General features: G+C 58.6%; 14 protein-coding genes. 3 read left to right on the plus strand and 11 right to left on the minus strand.

Going from position 1 to position 15312, the window contains the following annotated elements:
* Positions 1 to 28: 28 nt before the first annotated feature.
* Positions 29 to 1699, minus strand: coding sequence for a GMC family oxidoreductase (locus MDHKLMBL_RS00300; protein WP_104269851.1), 1671 nt, complete (start codon positions 1697 to 1699; stop codon positions 29 to 31).
* A gap of 28 nt (positions 1700 to 1727) precedes the next feature.
* Positions 1728 to 3239 carry a CoA-acylating methylmalonate-semialdehyde dehydrogenase gene (locus tag MDHKLMBL_RS00305; protein WP_062781598.1) on the minus strand — a complete coding sequence of 504 codons (1512 nt, stop codon included), beginning with the start codon at positions 3237 to 3239 and terminating at the stop codon, positions 1728 to 1730.
* 186 nt (positions 3240 to 3425) lie between these two features.
* On the opposite strand from MDHKLMBL_RS00305, the gene MDHKLMBL_RS00310 reads away from it, so the two are divergent.
* Positions 3426 to 4334, plus strand: coding sequence for a LysR family transcriptional regulator (locus tag MDHKLMBL_RS00310; protein WP_014577928.1), 909 nt, complete (start codon positions 3426 to 3428; stop codon positions 4332 to 4334).
* Here MDHKLMBL_RS00310 and MDHKLMBL_RS00315 read toward each other — a convergent pair.
* The 8 genes from MDHKLMBL_RS00315 to MDHKLMBL_RS00350 all read right to left on the minus strand — a co-directional run bounded on the left by MDHKLMBL_RS00315 (position 4321) and on the right by MDHKLMBL_RS00350 (position 12888).
* On the minus strand, positions 4321 to 5106 hold the full coding sequence (locus tag MDHKLMBL_RS00315; protein ID WP_008173877.1) for a ZIP family metal transporter: 786 nt from the start codon (positions 5104 to 5106) through the stop codon (positions 4321 to 4323). The two genes, MDHKLMBL_RS00310 and MDHKLMBL_RS00315, sit on opposite strands and share 14 nt — an antisense overlap.
* Positions 5107 to 5211: 105 nt before the next feature.
* Positions 5212 to 6312 (minus strand): oxidoreductase, encoded by a 1101-nt coding sequence (locus MDHKLMBL_RS00320; RefSeq protein ID WP_008173879.1) that lies wholly within the window; start codon positions 6310 to 6312, stop codon positions 5212 to 5214.
* A 105-nt stretch (positions 6313 to 6417) separates the two neighbouring features.
* Positions 6418 to 6708 (minus strand): Rdx family protein, encoded by a 291-nt coding sequence (locus MDHKLMBL_RS00325; protein ID WP_008173882.1) that lies wholly within the window; start codon positions 6706 to 6708, stop codon positions 6418 to 6420.
* Positions 6705 to 7640: an alpha/beta fold hydrolase gene (locus MDHKLMBL_RS00330; protein ID WP_104269852.1), complete on the minus strand. Its 936-nt coding sequence runs from the start codon at positions 7638 to 7640 to the stop codon at positions 6705 to 6707. Before MDHKLMBL_RS00330 ends, MDHKLMBL_RS00325 begins: the two co-directional genes overlap by 4 nt.
* A complete protein-coding gene (locus MDHKLMBL_RS00335) occupies positions 7627 to 8079 on the minus strand; it encodes a hypothetical protein (protein ID WP_104269853.1) in 453 nt (150 codons plus the stop codon). The genes MDHKLMBL_RS00330 and MDHKLMBL_RS00335 overlap by 14 nt, the downstream gene beginning before the upstream one ends.
* Positions 8080 to 8111: 32 nt before the next feature.
* The gene (locus MDHKLMBL_RS00340; RefSeq protein WP_104269854.1) at positions 8112 to 9800 is read right to left on the minus strand and encodes a L,D-transpeptidase family protein; all 1689 of its coding nucleotides are present in this window, start codon (positions 9798 to 9800) and stop codon (positions 8112 to 8114) included.
* A gap of 63 nt (positions 9801 to 9863) precedes the next feature.
* On the minus strand, positions 9864 to 10925 hold the full coding sequence (locus MDHKLMBL_RS00345) for a PA0069 family radical SAM protein (protein WP_104270127.1): 1062 nt from the start codon (positions 10923 to 10925) through the stop codon (positions 9864 to 9866).
* A gap of 85 nt (positions 10926 to 11010) precedes the next feature.
* Positions 11011 to 12888, minus strand: a complete 1878-nt coding sequence (locus MDHKLMBL_RS00350; RefSeq protein ID WP_008173889.1) for a methyl-accepting chemotaxis protein — start codon at positions 12886 to 12888, stop codon at positions 11011 to 11013.
* 96 nt (positions 12889 to 12984) lie between these two features.
* On the opposite strand from MDHKLMBL_RS00350, the gene MDHKLMBL_RS00355 reads away from it, so the two are divergent.
* Positions 12985 to 13761, plus strand: a complete 777-nt coding sequence (locus MDHKLMBL_RS00355) for a TSUP family transporter (RefSeq protein WP_053112770.1) — start codon at positions 12985 to 12987, stop codon at positions 13759 to 13761.
* A 17-nt stretch (positions 13762 to 13778) separates the two neighbouring features.
* On the opposite strand, the gene MDHKLMBL_RS00360 is transcribed toward MDHKLMBL_RS00355, so the two are convergent.
* On the minus strand, positions 13779 to 14444 hold the full coding sequence (locus MDHKLMBL_RS00360; protein ID WP_008173893.1) for an AbiTii domain-containing protein: 666 nt from the start codon (positions 14442 to 14444) through the stop codon (positions 13779 to 13781).
* A gap of 190 nt (positions 14445 to 14634) precedes the next feature.
* On the opposite strand from MDHKLMBL_RS00360, the gene MDHKLMBL_RS00365 reads away from it, so the two are divergent.
* Entirely contained in the window at positions 14635 to 15291 is a 657-nt protein-coding gene (locus MDHKLMBL_RS00365; RefSeq protein WP_053112769.1) for a protein-L-isoaspartate(D-aspartate) O-methyltransferase, read from the plus strand.
* Positions 15292 to 15312 lie beyond the last annotated feature (21 nt).

The following is a 15312-nucleotide window of genomic DNA, read 5'->3' on the forward strand; positions in this document are numbered from 1 at the left end:
AACCTGGAAACTGCAATCAGTTCAATGCTCAATCACCCGCCAGAATCCACCTTGCGGCCTTCTCGGCAATCATCAGGGTTGGCGAATTGGTGTTGCCGCTGGTGATGGTAGGCATTATCCCGGCATCCACCACGCGCAATCCCGCCACACCCCGGACCCTCAGGTGTGGGTCCACCACTGCCTGTTCATCATCGGCTCGCCCCATACGGGTAGTGCCCACCGGGTGAAAGATCGTGGTGCCGATGTCGCCCGCCAGCTTCGCCAGTTCGTCGTCGGTCTGGTACTCAAGTCCGGGTTTGAATTCCTCCGGCTGGTACTGCATGAAGGCCGGCTGTTCGGCAATACGGCGCGTCACCCGCAACGAGTCTGCCGCAACTTTCCGGTCTTCCGGCGTGCTTAGGTAATTGGGGGATATCGCCGGTGCCTGTTTTGGATCGTTGCTGCGGATACGCACCGTGCCCCGGCTGGTGGGGTTCAGATTGCAAACGCTGGCGGTGATGGCCGGGAAATTGTGAAGCGGCTGCCCGAAGGCGTCCAGGCTAAGGGGCTGCACATGGTATTCGATGTTGGCGTAATCGTATTCCTCGGAACTGCGGGTAAACAGACACAGCTGTGAGGGCGCCATACTCATCGGCCCCGAGCGTGTAAGCAGGTATTCCAGGCCGATTCTGGCCTTGCCGATCAGGGAGTTGGCCATGGTGTTCAGCGTTGTGGCCCCTTTTACCTTGTACACAGACCGGATCTGCAGGTGATCCTGGAGGTTCTCGCCAACGCCGGGCAGGTCGGCAACCACATCAATGCCGTGTTCCTTAAGGAGGTCGGCGGGACCAATGCCCGAGAGTTGGAGCAATTGCGGGGAGCCAATGGCGCCAGCGGACAGGATAACTTCCCGTTTTGCCCGGGCGATAACGTCATCTCCGCCAGACCGCTCGACCCGAGCGCCGACACAGCGAGGTCCGGAACCGGCGTTTTCTGTCTCGAGCCCTAATACATGGGTTGAGTGCCATAGGGTCAGGTTGGAACGCTTTTCCGCGTCCCGCAGGAACGCTTTGGACGTATTCCAGCGCCAGCCGGAGCGCTGGTTCACCTCAAAGTAATCCACGCCCTCGTTGTCGCCGCGGTTGAAATCCCGGGTCCGGGGTATGCCCGCCTCGACGCAGGCAGTGGCAAAGTCCTCCAGCACTTTCCACTTCAGGCGCTGATGCTCCACACGCCATTCCCCGCCGTGACCGTGGTACTTGCGGTGCTCCGGATCGGCATCGCCGCCCTCATCAAGGCGGTAGTGATCTTCATGGCGCATGAAATCGGGAAGACAGTTGTCCCAGTTCCAGGCGTCCTCGCCGGTAATTTCGGCCCACTGCTGGTAATCACGGGCCTGACCACGAATATAGAGCATCCCGTTGATGCTGGAGCAGCCACCCAGAGTCTTGCCGCGGGGGTAGATGAGGGATCGGCCGTTCAGGCCAGGATCGGGCTCGGTACGGAAACGCCAGTCTGTTCGCGGATTGTCGATGCAGTACAGGTAGCCCACCGGGATATGAATCCAGTGATAGTTATCCCGTCCGCCAGCCTCGATCAGTAGCACCCGATTCTCCGGGTTTGCGCTCAGCCGGTTGGCCAGCAGGCAGCCGGCAGTGCCGGCGCCGATAATGATGTAATCGAACTCCTGATGTCCCGTCGCATTGTTGTTGTCGGACATGGCGTTTTCTCCGCTGCTGGTTCTGTAGTTACTTGGCGGTCGGCATAACAAATTCCGCACCGGCATCAATGGAATCGGACCAGCGCTGCATGATGGATTTCTGGCGCGTGTAGAATTTCACGCCCTCTTCGCCGTAGGCGTGGGTGTCGCCAAACATCGAGCGCTTCCAGCCGCCAAAGCCGTGCCACGCCATGGGTACGGGAATGGGTACGTTAATCCCGACCATGCCGACCTGGATTCGGCGGCCAAATTCCCGGGCCACGCTGCCGCTCTCGGTGAAGCAGCTGACACCGTTGCCGAATTCGTGGTCGTTGATCAGACGAATCGCCGTGGCGATATCGGGTACCCGGACACAGGCCAGAACCGGTCCGAAGATTTCTTCACGATAGATCGTCATATCGGGCGTGACGTGATCAAACAGTGAACCGCCCATCCAGAAACCCTCGGCGCAGCCATCGCCGGTGTTCGAGGCATCGAACTCCCGGCCATCCACGACCAGCTCGGCACCTTCCGCCACACCCTTGTCAATGTAGCCGGTAATGCGCTGGTGTGCGGCGGCGGTAACAATCGGGCCCATCTCGGCATCCAGCTGTTCGCCGTTTTTCACTTTCAGGCTTCGGGCCCGCTCGGCCAGTCTTGGCACGATCTTGTCCGCAACATCCCCGACAAGCACCGCCACACTGATGGCCATGCAGCGCTCGCCGGCACTGCCGTAGGCGGCACCGATCAGGGCATCGACCGCTTTGTCGAGATCGGCGTCCGGCATTACCACCATATGGTTCTTGGCGCCGCCGAGGGCCTGAATGCGCTTGCCGTGTTTGGCGCCTTTCTCGTACAGCAGGTTGGCAATCGGAGTGGATCCGACAAAACTCAGGGCCTGGACATCCGGATGCTCGATCAGGGCGTTCACCGCGTCCTTGTCACCCTGCACCACGTTAAATACGCCATCGGGCAGTCCGGCCTGTTTCAGCAGGTCGGCGATCATCAGGGAAGCACTCGGGTCCAGGGGGCTGGGCTTCAGGACAAAGGTATTGCCTGCCGCGATGGCTACCGGAAACATCCACATGGGCACCATCGCCGGGAAGTTGAACGGGGTAACGCCGGCGACCACGCCCAGGGGCTGGCGGGTGGTCCAGTTATCGATACCCGTGCTGACCTGCTCGGTGTAATCGCCTTTCAGAAGCTGGGGAATGCCGCAGGCGAACTCGACGATGTCGATGCCCCGGGCTACTTCGCCCTGGGCGTCCGTGAATACCTTGCCATGCTCCGCGGTGATGGCGCGGGCCAGGTCATCCTTGTGGGTGTTCAACAGTTCCAGAAACTTGAACATGACCCTGGCCCGGCGAATGGGCGGTGTGTCGGCCCAGGCGGGGAATGCAGCATCGGCGGCAGCAACAGCGGCGTCTACGTCCTCACGGCCGGCCAGAGCTACGCGGCCTGTGACCTGTCCGGTGGCCGGATTGAACACGTCCTGGGACTGGCTGGATGTGCCGAGAGATATTTCGCCATTGATATAATGCTGGATGGTTGCGTTGGTCATGGATGCCTCTGTCTTTTCGCGATTGGCCGCTCGAAATGGCAGAAATGCATTCTGCTAAGGGCCCTTAAGGAGCTTTGGGTAATTTCTGACCGTACAGGTTAGGTGTGGCAAAGGGGGAAAGCAATTGAGATTTTCAAAAGCCAGATATAAAGTAATCTTATATCGAGAACCTGAGGCGAGACGCTTATGTACCCCCTTCAGAGCCTTCGGGCGTTCGTTACTGTCGCCCGTGAGGGCAGTGTAAGCCGCGCCGCCACTCGCCTCCATCTGACTCAGCCCGCCGTCAGCCTCAAGCTCAAGCAACTGCAGGACGAACTGGAACTCAAACTGTTCCTGCGCAAGCCCCAGGGTCTGGTGTTGACCCCCGATGGTCAGGCTCTCTTGCCTTCGGCTGAAAAAGCACTCGCTGCCATGGCAGCGTTTGAGCAGAGCGCCCGGGCATTGCATAACACCCTTCGAGGGCGGTTGCGGATTGGTACCATCGTGGATCCGGAATTTATCCGTCTCGGGGCGTTTCTGCACCGCCTGGTGGAACGGGCGCCACAACTGGAGACCGAGCTGCGTCAGGGTATGAGTGGCAGCGTGTTGGAACAGGTCAGGGATGGCCGCCTCGATGTCGGTTTTTTTCTGGCGCCGCCCGGCGTCGGGCCGGGTGCACTGGCGCCGGATGTGGTTCACCGTGAGCTGACCCGGTTTCACTACTATGTGGTTGCGCCGGCGGGTTGGGGGCCGAGGCTTCGGTCGGCCCAGTGGTCCGACTTGGCAGCTATGCCCTGGATTGTGACCCCAGAAGACTCCGTTCATCACCGGCTGCTTAAAGGCACTCTGGAACCCATGGGGTTAATGCCGCGGGGCGTAGCCCAGGTCGATCAGGAGGCGTGCATGCTGGACCTGGTCAGGGCAGGTGTGGGTTTGAGTCTCGCGCGGGATGCATTGGCGATGGCTGAGCGCCAGGAAACCGGCCTGGAAATTGTTGACGGGTTGCAGTTGCCTTGCGCGCTCAGTTTCGTATGGCACCAGGACCGACAGGGCGAGCCTCTGATCGCGGAGGCTCTGGAAGCCCTGGCGGGTGTCTGGGCGGTTAGCCCAACGTAGCATCCAGGAACATCATTACGGCAAAACCGCCCATCAGGCAGAAGGTGGACATGATTTTCCATTGCCGGTGATGGGTTTCGGGGATAATTTCATTGCTGATGATGAACAGCATGGCGCCTGCTGCGAAGCCAAGGGTCCAGGGCATTATTGGCTCGGCAAGCCAGACAAGCGTCGCTCCGAAGAGACCACCCAGTGGCTCGGCCAATCCAGTCATCAGGGCAATGCTGAAGGCCTTGATTCGCGAGTAGTTGATGGCCAATAGCGAAAAAGCGACGGCCAGCCCCTCCGGAATGTTCTGGAGTCCGATACCGGTGGCAAGAACATAGCCATTATTGACATCGCCGCCGGCGAAACCGACGCCCACCGCCATGCCTTCGGGGAAGTTGTGGAGGGTTATAGCGACAATAAAGAGCCAAATGCCGCGGATGTAAGAAGCGTCCGATCCTTCCCGGCCCAGTTCGAAGTGCTGATGCGGCAGCTTCTGGTGCACAAAGTAGAGGGCAGCGGCACCGGAGAGCAGGCCGAAAATGACAATCAGCGCGGCGGTCCAGGTTTCGCCAGTAATCTGTTCGCCGTACTCGAGGCCAGGTAGTAACAGAGAAAAAAATGACGCCGCCAACATCACGCCTGCGGCTGAAGCCAGCATACCGTCCTGCAGTTTATGGGTGAGGGTACGGACAAGAAACACACCCAGGGCGCCCACGCCACTGGCAAGGCCCGCCAGCAGGCTGGCAATGGTTCCCAGCCAGACAATACTGATGTCAGAAGTCATTCAGTCTCCCGTTGACTTGTAATGTCAGCATAGCAGCTTGAAGTAGCTACGCCGGAGGCCCCGCTGTGGGTTCCTCCGGCTGCATTTCTCGGGAGAGAAAAGCGATCAGGCGGCGTTCTGCTCGCGCCAGGCCAGCTCGTTGGAAATGGTGGCCTTCGGTTGCAGCATCGCGAAATCGATGTCTGCAATCTCTTTGCCGTCTTTGAGGCGCTGCACGAAGTCCGGGTTTGCGAGCGCCTTCTTGCCCACCGCAAGCAACGCGTCCGGGAACTGGTTGGCCACATCCTGGCAGTTGGTTTCATCAATGTTGCCATTGAGGATAAGACCGATCCCTTCAACGCTGGCGGCCACGCCAGCCAGGCTCTCATCACCCTCTACAAAATGCTTCCGGTTAACGTCACCGTCGGTTGTATGGACGAAATCGGCACCTGCATCGCGGACCGCTTCCACAATCTGACGGAATCCGGCTTCACCCTCCGGCAGCTGGTGGTCTGGATCAGTGACCGTGCCCTGAGACAGGCGGATGCCTACGGTGAAGTCCTCGCCAACGGCCTCGCGAATCGCACGGACCACTTCAACCACCAGGCGCAGCCGGTTTTCCAGTGAACCACCGTACTCATCGTCGCGTTGGTTAAAGTAGGTGCTCAGGAACTGATTCAACAGATAGCCGTTGGCCCCGTGAATCTCAATGCCATCGAAGCCGGCGGCTTTCGCATTGGCGGCGGAATGTGCAAAACCTTCAACCGCCGCCTGAATGTCGGTCCTGGTCATGGCGCTGGGCGTTTGCCACTCAGTCTGGTCGCCATAGAAACCAAGCGGGGCGCCTTTTGGGGTAACTTCGCTGGGCGCCTGTGGCTGGTCGGTGAAACGGTTGGCCTGGAACTGCGCGCCGGCGTGCATCAACTGAACGATGATCTTGCTGCCTGCGGCGTGTACCCGTTCGACAATGGTCTTCCAGCCATCTATCTGCGCTTCGTTGATGATGCCGGGCTGGTTGGCATAGCCCTGGCTTGCCTTGCCATCGGTATAGGTTCCCTCGGTGATCACCAGACCAAAGCCGCCCCTCGCGTAGCGTTCGTAATGGTCTGCCATCAGGGCATTCGGGGTGCCGTCCGGCTCCGCACTGGTGCGTGTCATTGGTGCCAGGGCGAATCGATTAGGTACCTCGATGGTGTTGAATTTGATGGATTGCATCACGTCGCTCATAGATACCCTTTCATGTTGTTGAATTGGACGAGGGATACTATCGGGGCGCAGCGCCTTCTCTAAAAGCGAAGAATATCGACACAGCCTGTCAGTATTTTTGAATGATTATTCTGAGGTGCCGGTTTTGCTGTCGGAATGGCCAAGGGAGCGTTCCGGTGCAACCTGGTCGCGAACCAATTGCTTGAGTTTGGTAATTTCCGGGAAGCCGCCGTCTTGCTTGCGGGACCAGACCCGCTTGCCATTGACCCACACCTCGAAAATACCGCCAGTGCCGGGGTGCAGGCTCAATTCACTGATCTCGCCTTCGAAGGTTGTCAGCAGCTCCTGCGCCATCCAGGCCGAGCGCAGAAGCCAGCGGCAACCGGTGCAATAGTGGATATCGATTTTGTTGGTCATGATGGTGTCTGTGACTCCTTTGTTTGATGGCGGTCCAGTTGCAGAGTAAGACGTTGAAAAAGCTGATCCTGAAAGTCCCGGCAAAGCGGGTACAGATGACCGAGGCCGGGCATCGGGGTCAGCTCTGCGACTGGTAGATTTTTGGCGAGGTGGCGAGCGTAGTCCATGGGCACGAATGGATCCTCCTCGCCCTGGTAGATGAATACCGGGGTCCGGATATCGCGAAGACTGAACCCCCAGTTTCCAAGTTCGGTCAGTAAATCGGTGGTAATGGCTCGTCCGCCACTGTTGAGACACATGAGCTGATCACGCTGGAATTCGCCGTCGCTCAATAGCTTCCTCAATAGCTGGCGGTCATGCCTGCTGGCCATTTCCTCGGCACCTTTGAGATAAAGTCCCGGGTGACGCCTGGATAGCCAGGCAATCAATGTGACGGCCAGCCGGGTCAATCGGGGACTGAGCCTGACCAGTTGCGGGCCCGGCCATCGTGTGGCCTGAACCAGTCCGCCGGAGCCCGGATATTCCGCAAAATGGGTGAGCCCGGAAAGGCAGACCCCGAGATCGACCCGATCCGCGAGTCGGTAACAGCAGGCCAGGGTCCGGGAACCGCCGCTGGACCAGCCGATATGGCTGAAGCTTGCCAATTCCAGGAAATCGGCAAGCTGTTCGATATCGGCCGGGTAATCAAGCAGCTTGCGCCCTGGCTGGAAATCGGAGTTGCCGATACCGGGGCGGTCGGGGGTCAGGATGCGAAACCCGTGCTCCCTGGCTTTTTGATCAAAGAAGCGGCCTTCCAGACGGCTGCCCGGCATACCGTGCCCAAAGACAATCGGGTAGCCGAGGGGGTCGCCAACGTCCGTGAACGCCAGGGTCCTGCCATCTGAAAGCGTTAGAAACCGGTCCCACCGCGCATCGGCACTAATTTGTGTCATTCGTGGGGTAGACCGAGCGCGACAGGGTGGGCTCACAGCCGACAACTCTGCGGGCCTGTTTGTGAGCGTGGAGATACCAGCGTTGGCCGGCTTTTGCGAACGTGTTTTTGCTCACGTCAAAGTCTACGTTTTCCATGGTTGCCGGAATAGGCGAGCCGTCGGCGTGGCGATAAACGCAGCTCACGCCAATGGTCAGCGCTGTCGCTGCCGGTAGTTCAATGAATCCGTCTTCTCTTACAGCCGGCTCATTGCCATTTATCGAAATGACCTTGAGACACGGACCGTAATGAACCTTCTCAAGATCATCCAGGTATTCGTTGAGACAATGGTTGGCGCTGACGAAAACGGTGTCTCCGTCAATTTCGTCTTCGGCGGGCGGCAGCGACTGACATCCCTGCAGTAAGAGTATCCCGAAAACCAATAGCAGGGTCTGTTTCATGATATCTCCTCAACTGATGTGCGTATCCTGTTTCAGAGCTTGTCCTGTGCCGGGCCCGAGCCGGCTACCGGAGTATTGTAGCGCGTATCCCCCTCGGCGGTTCCACGGAGCTGATCAATCAGGCGGGCATCGCGGTTGTATAAATCATTGCGGAACTGCAGCCTGCCCTCGTTATCTACCCAGGAGGGCCAGTATTGGATGTGCACAGGCACCGGCTCCGGGAGCACGACAGTCTGGGGTTGTGCCTCGGAAACCACCCGGTCAATCTTTTCCCGGGACCAGTCGGGCGCCGACGCCAGAAGTCGCTCTGCAAGATCAAAAGGTTGCTCAACCCGGATGCAGCCAGAGCTGAATGAACGCTCGGCCCGGGAAAACAGGCCGCGCCCCGGCGTATCGTGCAGGTAAACATCGTACTGGTTCGGAAACATGAACTTGATCTGACCCAGGGCATTCTGAGGGCCGGGTTCCTGCACCAACTGGTACGGGAAGTTGTTCCGATTCAGTGACGGCCAGTTAACCTCCAGCGGGTCCACTCTTTCCCGGTCAGCGCCCCAGCCACGGTAAACGCTGATATTGAGTCGGGAGAGATAGTCCGGATCGCGGAGAATCCGGGGCAATTGATCCTGAATCATCAGCGTTCGCGGTACGGTCCAGGTGGGATTGAACACCAGATACCGGATGCGATCGGAGAACACCGGCGTTTGGCGGAAGGGCTGGCCGACGATCACTCGTTTGCGCAGTACTTCTTCGCCGTTTTCCACCATTTTCAGTTCAAATCCGGCGATATTGACCAGGACATAGGTGTCGCCGAGGGATTCCGGCAGCCACCGCCATCGTTCGAGCGTGGCGTCAATGTGGCGCAGGCGTTCCACCGGTATCAGGTTCAGTGCTGTCAGGGTGTCCTTCCCGATAAGGCCATCGGCTTCAAGCCCATGTCGGGCCTGGAAGCGCACGACCGCAGATTCCAGCTCTGCGTCGTAGTCACGCGGATCTGTGACTGTTGCCGGTAATTCTGCAAGCTCTCCCAATAGAGAAAGTCGTCGGCGGATCTCATTGAGCCGCTCATCCCTGTCGCCGGGCCGAATGGTCGGGCGCAAGGCCAGCGGTAACCAGGGCTGGCCCAGCAGTCTGGTCAGGTCCTGCCTTGCAGCCATCAACTTTCGGTAAGCGGGATCGGCGGGACGCAGCGAATCCAGCGTGCCGGTGATATCCGAGCGCTGCAACGCATCCTTTAAAACGGATTCCATCTGGCGCTGGCGCCTGTTGGCGGTCCATTCGGCGTGAACCGTCTGCGGGTTGACCTTGCCGACCAGCATGTGTGAGCTGAGCATTAGAAAAGCATCAGAGAACAGCAGATCCAGATCGGCCCTCAGGTCTTCAGAGAAATCGCTCATGGGTCTGAGTGCCAGGCCCGAGAGAATATCCGCGTGATAGTCAGCCGGGTTTAGACCGTCATGACTGGCTTGTTCAACCGAATCAATCAACTGCCGGCGAAGCTCAGCCGATTTCCATGCTGGCTGGTATCCGTTGGCCCCGTAAAAGGCTGACAGTGCCTGGTGGGCCATTAACCGGCTTCCGAGCACCTGAACCGGGAAGCCGGCCTCCATGGCCTCAATCCTGGCAACAATGGCTTCATCGGCTGCCAGGCAAACGGGGTGCCAGAGGGTGCCCATCAGGGCGCACAATGTTGTGGCGAGGGAAAAACGTCTGATTCCATGCATGGGTGTTCTCCACCTCATCCCTGAGAGGCCTTATTCGCGGTGGTAAGGTGCAACAGTCTGATGCTACCACAGCGGCATTTGTTCCCCACCTGGCCGCCGGAAAAGATCACCCCGCAACGGTTCTTCTGCATGGAGGTTCAGCCCCAAACGCCGTGCTTTTTTGGTGAAGCGCTGGCGAATCAGGTCCGAGTAGGGGCCCGTGCCCGTCATTCTGCGGCCGAAGGTGGCGTCATAACTCTTGCCGCCCCTGAGGTCGCGCATTCGGTTCATCACATGCTCCGCCCTTTGCGGGAAGTGCCTCTGCAGCCAGTCCTGGAACAGCTCGTCCAGTTCATGGGGTAACCGCAGCATAATCCAGCTGGCACGGGTGGCGCCCGCCTCTGCCGCGGCTTCCAGAATTGACTCGATTTCGTGATCGTTGATGAAGGGGATTACCGGCCCGAGGATGATACCGGTCGGAATGCCGGCCTCCGAGAGCTGCCTGATCATCTTGAGGCGGGTGGCCGGTGCGGCCGTCCTCGGCTCCATGCGTCGTTTCAGATCGTTGCTCAGGCTGGTGAGGCTGATCCGCACAGAGCAGAGCCCATCAGAAGCCATTTCGCGGAGCAGATCAAGGTCTCTGAGGATGAGCGCGCCCTTGGTAATGATCGACACCGGGTGGCGATACTCGGCCAGAACTTCCAGCACCTGGCGGGTGATCCTCTGGTCCCGCTCCAGTGGCTGGTAGGCATCCGTATTGACGCCCAGGGCGATGGGCGACACCCGGTAGCCGGGCCTGTCGAGCTCTTCTCTCAGGCGGGCGGCGGCGTTGGGTTTGGCGATCAGCCGGGTTTCGAAATCCAGCCCCGGTGACATGTCCCAATAGGCATGGGTAGGGCGGGCGAAACAGTAAATGCAGGCATGCTCGCAGCCACGGTATGGGTTGATCGACTGGTCGAACGGTACGTCCGGTGACGTATTTCGACTGATTATGGATTTTGCGGTCTCAAGGACGACTTCCGTAGCGAGCGTATCGGGGTTCAGGTCGTCTTCGGGGTCGTGATACCAGTCATGGTCTGCCTCCCGGTCAGTGACAATGGGCTGGAACCGGTTGTGGGGATTCAGGGCCGTGGCGCGAGTTTTCATGGGCATGCTCGATACTGTTTAAATGTACAGTATCGAGCATGCTAACGCCTGGAACCCTGCCGTGCAACCTGTCCAGGGCCCGCTGTTACAGACGGAAGCCCTGTGAGGCCTGGGTCAGGGTGGTTACCTGGGATGATAGTCGTCCGATATGGGCGTTGAGCTTCTGGCGGATATCCGAGGTTTCCCGGGTGTGCCCGTGGATCTGCTCCACCTTCTGGGCGATTTCCTCGGTGGTCGTTGATATCCCCTCAACAGAGGACACCACCTGATTCATGTCGCCAGCCAGTTGTTGTATCGAGCCGGTGATCTGTTCGATCGAGTGCGCCGCCTCTCTCGAGCTTTCCTCTCCCTCACCTGCGGAAGTCAGGCCCTCTTTCATCAGTCTGGAAATGGCCTGGGTTTCACGGTTGAGGGATTCCACGATCTCGGCAATCCCGTTGGTTGCCGATACGGTCTTCTCTGCGAGGGACCGAACTTCGTCGGCAACAACCGAGAAACCGCGTCCGGCCTCGCCGGCTCTTGCCGCCTCAATCGCAGCATTCAAGGCCAGCAGGTTAGTCTGTTCAGCCAGGCCGTTGATTACGCCAACGATGGAATTGACCTTCTCGCCGGTTTTGCTCAGCTGGCTGACCTGATCGTGGGTTTTCTGGATTCTTTCGGCCAGTTCGGTCATGGTTTTCGCGCTTTGCCTGACCACCTCGGCACCGGAATGGGCGGCACCGTTGGCGCTCTGAACAGCGTCATTGACTGACTGGGTGTACTGGGCAATATCGACCGCCGTGTGGGAGATTTCCTGAACCGCAGTGGCGGTCTGCTCGGTCTCGTCTTCAACTTGCTCGCCGTTTCTGCCCATCTGCTCTACCAGAGCATCCAGTTCAACCTGAAGCGATGACAGCGTGCGGTTACCCTCGACGACTTGCCCGATAACGTCCGAGACATCGTCCAGCATCTTGTTGGCCGCTTCGCCCAGGCGATTAAATTCATCGTTCGGATTCCTGCCTGGCTCAAGGCGCTGACTGAGGTCACCGCCGGCGACCCGGGTGAGAAGGTTTACGGTCTCATTGAGTCGTTTCACCAGTGTTCTTGAGGCGGTCGTCAGGGTCAGGATAAGGATAATCACCACCGCAGCAGCGGTTGCAATGATCAGCCAGGTTGAGGCGGCGCGGGCCTCTTCGGCCTGCTGGCTGGTTGCCACAATAATGTCCTGGCGGAGGAGGGTGTTCTGCTCGGCAATCAGATCGCGAATACGGGTGCCGGTGGCTGACAGTTGGTTCTCAATGGCAGACAGGTTGGCGATGAGCGATTCGGCATCGGAAAAGGCATTGGCGAACGCCTGGACAGCCTGGCCGATGTCAATTTCCTGCCAGTCCATCTCGGTGACGGTGGTCTGCATCCGCGCCAGGGCCTCACGGGTTGACTCGGCGTAGGTCGCATCGAAGGTAGACAGGTAGTCGCGGTAGGTGGAGGCGATGGTGTTGATGTCGTCGTTGAAGATGGAAATGCTGATTTGCCGAAGCCTGTCGTTTATGGCTTCGGACATTGTTGCTCTCAGACCGCTGGACGGAGTGAGGCCCAGCTGTTGATTCAGGGCCAGCCATTCGGTGCGAAGTCGGGTATACTCCGCAACCTGCTCCTGGATTTGTTGTGCAGTGGTCTTTACCGCGTCACCCGGCAGGGTTCCGGCGGATTCACTGAGCGCCGACGACTGGACCGCGAGCGACGCCAGTCTCTCCTGATAGTTCTCAACCTGGTTCGGTTCCAGATTCTCACTCGTTCTCTCGAGTGCCAGCCAGTCGTTCAGCAGGGTCAGGGACGCGGATTCATAGGCTCTTGCTTCGCTTCGGGCCTCATAAGCGTCAGATACCTTGCCGAGCCCGCTCAGGGAGGCCAGAGTGGCAATCGCCAGACCAATCAGCGTTGCAACAATCAACAGCAGGAACTTCTGTTTCCATGACAGGGCCATTCACATCCTCCGGGGAATGTTGTTTTTCTTCGCAACTAACTGAGCTTAGACCAGTTCCGGATAAACGACGGCCCTTTTGACGACAACCGGGAATCCATGTCTGATCTCGCGATTTACCAATATCTGCTGATTGCCCTGATTTTCGTCTGGAGTGGTTTTGTCCGCTCCGGGCTGGGATTCGGTGGCGCCGTTCTGTCCCTGCCATTTCTGTTGCTGGTTCTTGATCAACCGCTCGTCTTTCTGCCGATCATTGCGGTCCACCTTCTGGTGTTTTCATCCCTGACAATCTGGATGAACAATCGCACCGGGGCAGGCAAGCAACGTGAGGCGGGCTCGGGCACTGTCGACTGGCAATACCTGTGGCGGATCCTCGCCATCATGATTGTGCCCAAGCTAATTGGTGTATTCGGGTTGATTACCATGCCCAGTGACATCCTGAGTGCCATCATTTTCGTTATCGTGGCGCTTTATTCTGTTTCCTACATCATCAACCGACCTTTTCGCAGTGGCAGCAAAACGGTCGACGCGATATTCCTCATGGTGGGCGGATACATCAGTGGCACTTCCCTGATCGGTGCGCCCCTGATCATTGCCGTGGCAGCCCAGCACCTGCCCAAAGAAAAACTGCGGGATACCTTGTTCGCGCTCTGGTTCATTCTGGTGCTGATCAAGATGGCCGCTTTCGTCTGGGCCGGCATCGATCTGCAACTTATCCATCACCTCTGGCTGCTGCCATGCGCAGCCGTCGGCCATGTAATCGGGCTCTACGCCCATGACCGTATTCTCCAGGCGGAGACTCCGGTGTTCTTCCGTCTGCTGGGAACCGTGTTGCTGCTGGTGAGCAGCGTCGGTATTGTTAGCGTGCTCTGGTAGCAGCCAGGGCGCGAGGCTCAGCCTGCGCGCCCGAATACCCGTTCAAAGAAACCGGTCACCCGCACGTCTGGTATTGGCAGGCTGTCGACTTCGTCCATGGCCCGTCGCCAGAACTTCTCGGGGTCGTCCAGATGCGCAACTTTGGCGCGCTCGTCCGGACTGTAGTGGTTGTGCTCCCCGGCAATGCCCTCGGCCATCAGTTCCTGGGTCCAGAGGTAGATTGCAGCCCGAACGGTCCTGAGGAGCCGGCAATAAACGTCGCGACTCAGGTTGATGGCCAGCTCGGCGGTCAGGTTGATCTGCTTCTGCAACACGGCCATCTCGTCTTTTTCCAGCAAAACCCGGTTGCCGTTGCCCTTTTTGCAACTCACACAGGTTTTCTCAAGAGCTTTCACGCCCTCGAGCAGATCCATGTAGCCAAACTCCTCTTTTTGCTGATCATCTACTGGAGCGGGGATCCAACCATACTGGGGGGATTTGGCAACAATGTGCCCGTGTAGCTGCCTACGATAAGGCGGTGCGGCAGCAACATCCTGATATCCATCAAATTCGGTGCGTAGCCAGGCCGCCATTTTACGGTGACGAAGCATCATGGCCAGGGTAATGGCAGAGGGCATGATCTCTTCGAGCAGCTCTGCGGAGTCCCGCGTGCGTTCGTCGAGGTGGTTTACGGATGTCGACATTTCTCCTCCTCGGCAACGGGTTGGCCGGTTCGTGGACCCGTTGTCCGTTTGTTGTTTTTGGCATTCGGTGGTTGTATGTGTCATTACCGATGTCTAAAAAGTAGACAGATAATCTCAAGCGCGCCGTTGTAAAAAAGTTACTGCTTTGTAACGGCCGGTAAGCAGCCAGACCAGGGGCAGGAAGAGCGTCATGAATCAGGACAATGGCTTCGAGTTGCAGAGAGCGTCCATGGTGGATTATCAGCTTCGAGCCCGTGGAATCGGGTCGCCGCTGGTGCTGGAGGCCATGGGTCGGGTGCCGCGTGAGCGCTTCATTCCAGAACGTATGAAGGACTGCGCCTACGATGATGGTCCTCTTCCGATCGGTGCGGGGCAGACCATTTCACAGCCTTACATCGTGGCGTTGATGACGGAAGCACTGGATCTGGAGGGTGGAGAAAGGGTTCTGGATATCGGCACAGGTTCGGGTTACGCGGCTGCCGTTCTGGGCTGTATTGCAAGCGAGGTGTTCAGCATCGAACGGGTTCGGGAACTGGCCGATCGCGCAGCCCGAACGCTGGCCGCCGAGGGTTTTGACAATGTCCGGGTTCGCTGTGGCGATGGCACAATAGGTTGGTCCGAGCACCAGCCTTTCGATGGCATCATCGTGGCTGCCGGTGCGCCATCGGTGCCGGAATCATTGAAGCATCAGCTGGCGGTTGGCGGGCACCTGGTCATACCGGTGGGGTCGGAGCATTCGGTTCAGTCGCTGGAACGTATTACCCGGCTGACAGAGAACGAATTCCGGACCGAGGACCTCGGCGCAGTCCGGTTCGTTCCCCTGATCGGTGAACAGGGGTGGTCGTGACCGCGAGTCTTTGCACGCAGA

Origin of the sequence: Marinobacter flavimaris (assembly GCF_002933295.1) — a bacterium.
GTDB lineage: Bacteria > Pseudomonadota > Gammaproteobacteria > Pseudomonadales > Oleiphilaceae > Marinobacter > Marinobacter flavimaris.